Annotated in this window: 8 protein-coding genes and 1 other annotated feature; of the genes, 2 read left to right on the top strand and 6 right to left on the bottom strand. The window is 62.8% G+C overall.

From position 1 onward, the window contains the following. Positions 1-125: 125 nt before the first annotated feature. From OKB81_RS18365 to OKB81_RS18380, 4 genes are all read right to left on the bottom strand, one after another. Entirely contained in the window at positions 126-755 is a 630-nt protein-coding gene (locus OKB81_RS18365; protein ID WP_039041374.1) for an outer membrane beta-barrel protein, read from the bottom strand. 178 nt (positions 756-933) lie between these two features. After that, positions 934-1,488, bottom strand: coding sequence for a DUF3157 family protein (locus OKB81_RS18370; RefSeq protein ID WP_160836557.1), 555 nt, complete (start codon positions 1,486-1,488; stop codon positions 934-936). Between the two features lie 88 nt (positions 1,489-1,576). Continuing rightward, complete coding sequence (locus OKB81_RS18375; RefSeq protein ID WP_119197390.1) at positions 1,577-2,407, bottom strand: hypothetical protein; 831 nt, start codon at positions 2,405-2,407, stop codon at positions 1,577-1,579. A 147-nt stretch (positions 2,408-2,554) separates the two neighbouring features. Then, positions 2,555-3,154 (bottom strand): HAD family hydrolase, encoded by a 600-nt coding sequence (locus OKB81_RS18380; RefSeq protein WP_119197389.1) that lies wholly within the window; start codon positions 3,152-3,154, stop codon positions 2,555-2,557. Positions 3,155-3,345: 191 nt separating this feature from the next. Further along, positions 3,346-3,479: a sequence feature (Phe leader region), on the top strand. Positions 3,480-3,517: 38 nt separating this feature from the next. Between OKB81_RS18380 and pheA the strand changes: the two genes are divergently transcribed. Then, positions 3,518-4,690, top strand: a complete 1,173-nt coding sequence (pheA, locus tag OKB81_RS18385) for a prephenate dehydratase (protein ID WP_103244400.1) — start codon at positions 3,518-3,520, stop codon at positions 4,688-4,690. A gap of 579 nt (positions 4,691-5,269) precedes the next feature. On the opposite strand, the gene OKB81_RS18390 is transcribed toward pheA, so the two are convergent. Next, positions 5,270-5,695, bottom strand: a complete 426-nt coding sequence (locus OKB81_RS18390) for an LPP20 family lipoprotein (RefSeq protein ID WP_010673311.1) — start codon at positions 5,693-5,695, stop codon at positions 5,270-5,272. An 88-nt stretch (positions 5,696-5,783) separates the two neighbouring features. Then, on the bottom strand, positions 5,784-6,404 hold the full coding sequence (locus OKB81_RS18395) for a FlgO family outer membrane protein (RefSeq protein WP_010673310.1): 621 nt from the start codon (positions 6,402-6,404) through the stop codon (positions 5,784-5,786). A gap of 265 nt (positions 6,405-6,669) precedes the next feature. On the opposite strand from OKB81_RS18395, the gene OKB81_RS18400 reads away from it, so the two are divergent. Continuing rightward, positions 6,670-7,148, top strand: a 479-nt coding sequence (locus OKB81_RS18400; RefSeq protein ID WP_270805363.1) for a flagellar assembly protein T N-terminal domain-containing protein, incomplete at its 3' end; no start/stop codon positions are given.

Consider the following 7,148-nt stretch of genomic DNA (forward strand, 5'->3'; position numbering starts at 1 on the left):
ATTTAGGGACTCAGAATACTTTTTTCTGAAAATCAAGGCGGCCTTCCCCGGAAAGCCGCGATGAACCTAAAAAAAACCCATGACCGAAGTCATGGGTAAAGGTGAAGACCCTGCAGGAAGGATGATCAGAAGCTGTATTTCACACCCAGGCTGGAGATGGAGCCTTTTTGCAGATCCCAGTTGCGATAGGTGTAGTCGGCGGTGAGGGCCAGGTTCTGGGTCAGCTTGTAGGCCGCCCCCGCCTTGAAGTCGTGCATGTCGTCGGTCATGTTGGCGTAGCGATAGCCGGTGGAGAGCTCGACGGCGCCGATGTCGTAGCGCAGGCCCACTTCTCCGTAGAGGCTGCCGCTCTTCTTGCGGGCCAGGGTATCCCAACCGGAATGGTTCACGTCGGAGGCCAGCTCCCGTTCCAGGCTGTAGCCCATCAGGCCGGTTTCACCGTAGAGGTTCAGGCCGGTGCTGAGGGGGGTGTAGACACCCATCCCCAGGCTGGAGATGGCCATGCTGTCGTTGCCGCTGCTGCGGGAGGTGTATTCGCTGCCGATCCGGCCATAGACATTGCTGGTGAAGCTCTTGGAGAGATCCAGGCTCAGGCCGCCGAAGTCGCGGTTCTCCCCATCCTTGCCACCGATGTAGTCAGACTTGGTGTGGGCCCAGGTAGCAGAGCCTTTGGCATAGCTGAAGGCATCTTGCGCCAGGACGGAGGTGGAAGAGAGACCGGCCAGAACCAGAACAGACAGTGCGATCTTTTGCATTTTGTTGACTCCATGGGTTGAGTTAGGCGGACCTAACTGGAATGGAGCCATTGTGACGGGCAAAGGGGGCAACGCCGAGGAGCAAGCTGTTGCCAAACCATGTCAGATGTAAGCGGATATTGCTGGCGGTTACCGGTGCAACACTCTGCGGGGGAGCGAGGGCTCCCCCGCCGTCATCCTAGCGGAACTCCACCTCGTCGATCTGCACCCGCACCAGCGGCTTGCCGGTGAGGCTGGCGGGTCGTGCCAGCTCGATGGCCCGGGAGGCGCGCGCTTCCCCCTTGCGCAGGTAGGAGTCAGGCAAGCGGTTCTCCCCGACCCAGAAGCGCACGGGCTCGGTCGAGAGCTGCACCCCGTCGGCGCTGAACAGGGTCAGGCTGCCGTTGACGCGCACCACGTTGCGACTGCCGGTGTTGCTCACCACGAACTGCAGGCTGAGGGGATCATCCCCCGCCACCTGGTCCAGCTTCACCGTGATGCCGTCCCGGGTCGCCTGGGAGAGCAAGTCGGGATGGGCCATGGCCTGCTCGGTCAGCACCGGGGCCGCGACACTCGCCGTCACTGCCTGACCGGCTACCGTGGCTGCCGGCTTGACCAGCAGGTATTCCCAGGTGAAATCGTCATTGAGTTGCACCTGGCGACCATCCGGCAAGGTGATCTGGTGCAGGGGAGCCGCCTCGGCCAGCAGAGGGCACAGACAGAGGGCGACCAGCAGTCGGGAGAGGGGTTTCATGGGCAGGCACTCGATAAAGGATGCGAAGGGGGCAGTATAAAGAGTCGTGCCCTCCTTGCCTATGACCCCCCTCACGTTACGCCCCGGCTCAGATGACCAGGGGGTGGGGATCCTCCAGCGTGGCCAGATCCAGGGTCACCAGATCGAACTGGGCACTCCTGAGGGCCTTCTGGATGGTGGGCTGCATGTCGAACACCAGGGCCCGCAGCCGTTCGGGCACCCGGATCCTCGCAAGGGTGGTGACCCTGTCACCCAGGGTATGGAAGAAGACCTGGGCGCCCCCCAGCCCCATGTCCACCAGCATCTGCTCGGCCATGTCGACCATCCGCAGGTGCCGCCTGTCCAGGGAGGTCATGTCGACAAAGCGCCAGCTCAGGCAGGCCTCCCCCACGTCTCCCCAGAGCGCCAGTTGCCGTTTGTGAAAGCCGTAGCGAAAATCCCGGTTCGTCATCCCCTGCTCGGCAAAGATCCAGAGGGTGTTGGCGGGCAGGCTGTGGAATCGGCGCAGGTACTCCCGCTTCTCCTCCACCGAGGCCGACATCAGCAGCGGCGGGCCCTCTTCATGTTCGAGCTGCTGGCAGAGGTAGCGCACCGGGTCGGTCACCTCGGCGAGGTGGCCCAGGTGGGCGCTGAAGATCATCTCGTCGGTCTTGAGCACCTGATGGGGGATGCCGTAGTGCCGGCAGTAGCGCCGTGCCCTGGCCACCGACTGGCGGCTGAGGGTGGGGTTGTCCAGGGTGATGGCGCGAAATCGCACCCCGCTGGCCCGGCACAGATCCATGCTGTAGCAGGATTCCAGTCTGCCGGAGAAGGAGACAAGCAGTTCGCTGTAACCGGCCAGGGTGTTGATGAGCCTCTGTTCCCTGGCTTGAAAGGTCTGATCGTATCCCCGATGCAGCGCAACGACATTGGCATCCATAACAACAACTCCGGATGATGAACTGGATACCATTTTGCCCGCCCCAAGCTGAATATACACTTAAAGAGTGCGGGTAAAACTGTACATTATTTGCTCCAAATCAACGCTTCCCCCACTTTTTTCGCTGCGAAGCGAAACTGGCTCCCCTCAGGCAGGCAACAACCCCTGATCGATCAGATGCGCCCGGCACCGGGCCGGATCGGTGAAGATCAGCCCCCGCAGACCGAGCGCCTCGGCCGCCGCCACGTTGGCCGGGCTGTCGTCGATAAAGAGGCACTCCCCAGCCTTGAGGTCGAACGACACCAGCAGATAGCGGTAGATGTCGGGCTCGGGCTTGAGCATCCGCACCCGGGCCGACACTACCTTGCCGCTGAAGAAGCGCCAGAAGGACTGATGCTGCTCCAGCCAGTCGATGCTGGCGTGCCCCATGTTGGAGAGGGCATAGAGGGGGTGGCCTGCACCGTGCAATTCTTCGATGAGCGCCACCATGGCGGGATCCGGCACAAGGGAGGACGGCACCGCCTGCAAGATGGCCAGATTCTCCGCCATCGACAGGCCGGTGCGCCCCTGCGCCTGACGGGCCATGGTGTGCAGGGAGAGGGTCCCCCTGTCCACCTCCAGCCAGTCCGGGTGGTTGAACAGCTGCTCCGCGATCGCAGTCGCCCCCTCGGGTCCGCGCACCCCACTCACTATGGCCACCGGATCCCAGCGCACCACCACCCTGCCCAGATCGAAGATCACCGCCATCGTCTCGTCCCCTCTATGTGTTGTTGCCACGGATGTGGTCACGGCGGTTGCCATAAACAGGGACCAGAACGACACTCACTCTCCCTCGGCAACCCGAGCCACCACCCTGCCCCGTTCAACGCCCACGGGCAAGTTTTACTTGCATCGCACCGCCAAATCCCTTAATGGTTATGGCGTTACATTCAGGACACGCCCATGAACACACCATTCTTCTTTGTTTTCTCGTTTACCCGGCCCACATGAGGGAAGGCCCGTCGTCACGTGAACCATTCGCGTAAACAGAAACCAAAGACGAATCGAGCCTCCCCAGCGGAGGCTTTTTTTTGCACCACACACCACAGAATCACTGGATAGGGAACCACCATGGCAACGCTCGACGAGATCAGACACGACATCACCCAGTTGGATCAGGAGCTGCTCGCCCTGCTGGCCAAACGCAAGACCCTCAGCATCGAGGTCGCCCGCGCCAAGCAGGCCAATCCCCGTCCCATCCGTGACCACCAGCGCGAACAGGACTTGCTGGTCGCCCTGATCCAGAAAGGGCGCGCCCTCGGACTGGATGCCCAGTACATCACCCGCATCTACCACACCATCATCGAAGACTCCGTGCTCTCCCAGCAGGCCTACCTGCAGAGCCTGCTCAATCCCCAGCAGCAGGAGCCCATGACCAGCGTCGCCTACCTGGGACCGCGCGGCTCCTACTCGAGCCTGGCCGCCCGCAAGTACCTGGCCCGCTACAAGGATCAGGTGATCGAGGTGAACTGCCAGAACTTCCGCGAGGTGCTGGACACCGTGGAGTCGGGCCGCGCCGCCTTCGGGGTGCTGCCCATCGAGAACACCAGCTCGGGCTCCATCAACGAGGTGTACGACGTGATGCAGCACACCACCCTCTCCATCGTGGGTGAGCTCACCTATCCCATCGAGCACTGCATCCTCACCGCCGTGCCGACCGAGCTGTCCCGCATCAAGACCTTCTACGCCCATCCCCAGGTGTTCCAGCAGTGCTCCCATTACCTCAGCAAGCTGGAAGGGGCGCGCCACGAGATCTGCGACTCCTCCTCCAGCGCCATGATGAAGGTGAAGGAGCTGGCAAGCCCGGAAGCGGCGGCCATCGGCAGCGCCGCAGGCGGCGAGCTCTACGGCCTGGACGTGCTGGCCGAGCAGCTCGCCAACCAGAAGGAGAACTACAGCCGCTTCATAGTCGTGGCGCGCAAGCCCATCGACGTGGCGCCCCAGATCCCGGCCAAGACCACCCTCATCATGTCCACCTCTCAGAAGCCGGGCTCCCTGGTGGAGGCGCTGCTGGTGCTGCGCAGCCACGAGATCAACATGACCAAGCTGGAATCCCGTCCGGTGCAGGGCAACCCCTGGGAGGAGATGTTCTACCTGGATGTCTCCGCCAACCTGCAGACCCCGGCCATGCAGGCCGCCCTGCTGGAGCTGACCAAGATCACCCGCTACATCAAGGTGCTGGGCTGCTACCCGAGCGAAGACGTCAAGCCGACCGCCGTGCCGCCCGTCTTGATGGGCAGCTGATGGGAAGCGGATCCCGCCCCTGCCACACAAAGGCGAGCCCCGGCTCGCCTTTGTGCTCTCTGCGCCCTCCCCGTGAGACGCGGCCCAGTCCCGCCCTTCCCTTCCGGCGTTAAACCGCCCTCCACCCCCTTCCTCGTGGACCCGGGATCCTGGCGCGGCTGTCTCTCCACTCACCATCAGGCCATCTTCCTCCCGTTGCGGCCTCCTTTTGCCGCCTGCCGGGCCTTTCTATCGTTTGGCTTTATTTAACGACATGGTGATATCGTTAGATTTTCCTAAACAAAAAAGGCTGCCATTCCGGCGCCCGGGCACCTCTTGTTCGATCTCAGCCCCCTTTTTCCTCGCCACAGGCCGGATCCCGCCCGGCCATCAAGTCCGTTTCTCCTGCCGAAGACCAGCTCCTCCCAAGACGCCAACCCCGGTTATCCTCCCCAGGCCCTATCCCGTCAAAGGCGCCAACCCCGGTTATTCCCCGCAGATCCGAGCCCCTTCCCGACCAAACAAAAAGGCGAGCCTGCGCTCGCCTTTGTCTGTGCCGTGATGATCGCCCGGCTCATGCCGGCGCCCCCCGGACCCGCCCTAGAACTGGCCCGCCATCAGCTGGTTCAGGTGATAGAGGTTGCGGGTGTCGAGCTCCAGCTCGGTGGCATAGGTGTTGCCACGGGGATAGGTCGCCACCACCCGGGCACCGCGCACCATGCCCGCCACCGACACATCCAGGGAGTTGGAGGTCTGGGTCAGGTCCTTGTAGCTGCTCTGGCCGCGTACCTGCTGGCCGTTGAGCTGCTCCGCCAGCTCCCGGTAGGCGTCCATCTTGGAGGCGCGGATCGCCTGCAACATCTTCTCGGACTGGGAGGGACCGGGCTGGATGTCGATCACCGCATAACCCACCGCCTTGAGCACCGGGAAGTCATCGGGCTTCTCGCCCACGTCATAGTTCACCACCCGGTTGCCACTGCACGCCGTCAGCAACATGGCCATCAGGCAACCCAACAAGATTTTCATCGCTGTTTCCCCGTTTTCCTGTTCACCACACCCGATGTGTCACGGCTCAATATCAGCCAGCCCGCTTCACGCTTCATGACGCGCCACCTCAAGGGGTCAGGTTGACCAGATGACCGGACGGGCTCTGGCCCCCCCGCATCAGGTAACCGCGATTGATGGAGGCCCGGCCAAAGGAGTTGCTGGCACCGGACAAATATTGTTTCGGGATCAGGCTCTGGGCCGTGGTCTCCACCATCTTGGTGCGCAGATCGATGATGCGGGCGTTGACCAGGATCCCCTGCTGATTGCGGCTGAAGGTGCCGGTCAGGATGCGGGAGATGGGCAGCCGGGACGAGAGATCCTTGTAGTTGCGGCTCATCACGAAGTCCCCCTGCGGGGTCACCTGGATGTTGCCCGTGGTCTTGAAGTCCACCACCACCTCACCGCGCCGGTTCAGCTCGTAGATGAAGCTCTCCTCGATCTGCTGCCCCATCCAGTTGGTGTCCTTCAGGGTGTCGAGATCGACAAAGGAGGCGACCGCAATGGGCTCGGTCAGGGTCGTGAGAGACTTGCGCTCCATCAGCTGATCCGTCATGCGGGCCACCAGCCAGTTGAGCTCCATCCCCTTCGCCGCCTGGCGAGGGTCTCCCAGCTCCCGATTGATGGGGTCGGCCGACCCGCAACCGACCAATGCCAGCGCCACCGCCAGCACCGTGATAACTCTCTTCATGGATACCTTTCCTGTATCTGCACCTGACCTGTTATCGGTCGCAACCGCCAACACTTGAGGCGGGAATGCGCGCAGGATCCTCGATGATCCCCGGGCAAAGGCGCGCACTGTGCCACCGGAGCCCACCGCGCGGGCTCCGGCCAGGGAAGAAGGCATGGTTCTTGCTTTTATTTGGTCACCCGCTCCGGTGCAGACCGGATCTGTGTCCAGGATCCCTGACCCGCCCCACCGGCGGCAGCGGGGTCGCCCACTCAAGGTGTTTGTTATGAAAGTTTCGCTGCTGTTCACCCTGCTGCTGGCCAGCCTGTCGGCCAGGGCCGAACTTATCGAGGCCCAGGGCAGTGCCGCCATTCTGGGGGGCGACGAGGTCTACGCCCGCGAGCAGGCGACCCGGGATGCCCTGCGCCAGGCGCTGCTGGCCAGCGGCGCCTCAGTCTCCAGCATCCAGCGCCTGGAAAACGGCAGCCTGCGCTCCGAGCAGATCCAGATCCGCTCAGGCGGCGACATCCGCCAGTACCGCCTCAAGCGCGAAGAGGTGCGCAACGGCCGCATGTACATCACCCTCGTGGCCGACATCCAGGCGGAGCGGCAGATCTGCCAGACCCAGCACTACGCCAAGGATTTGACGCTGGTGCGTCTGCGCATGCGCTACCCGGACCAGGCGAGCACGGCCTTGTTGCACAATTCCAAAGCAGGACAGCAGTCTCTCAGGCGCCGATTTCGCTCAGTTGACCTGTTGTCGTA

Origin of the sequence: Aeromonas sp. QDB56 (genome assembly GCF_027705505.1) — a bacterium.
Classification (GTDB): Bacteria; Pseudomonadota; Gammaproteobacteria; order Enterobacterales; family Aeromonadaceae; genus Aeromonas; species Aeromonas caviae.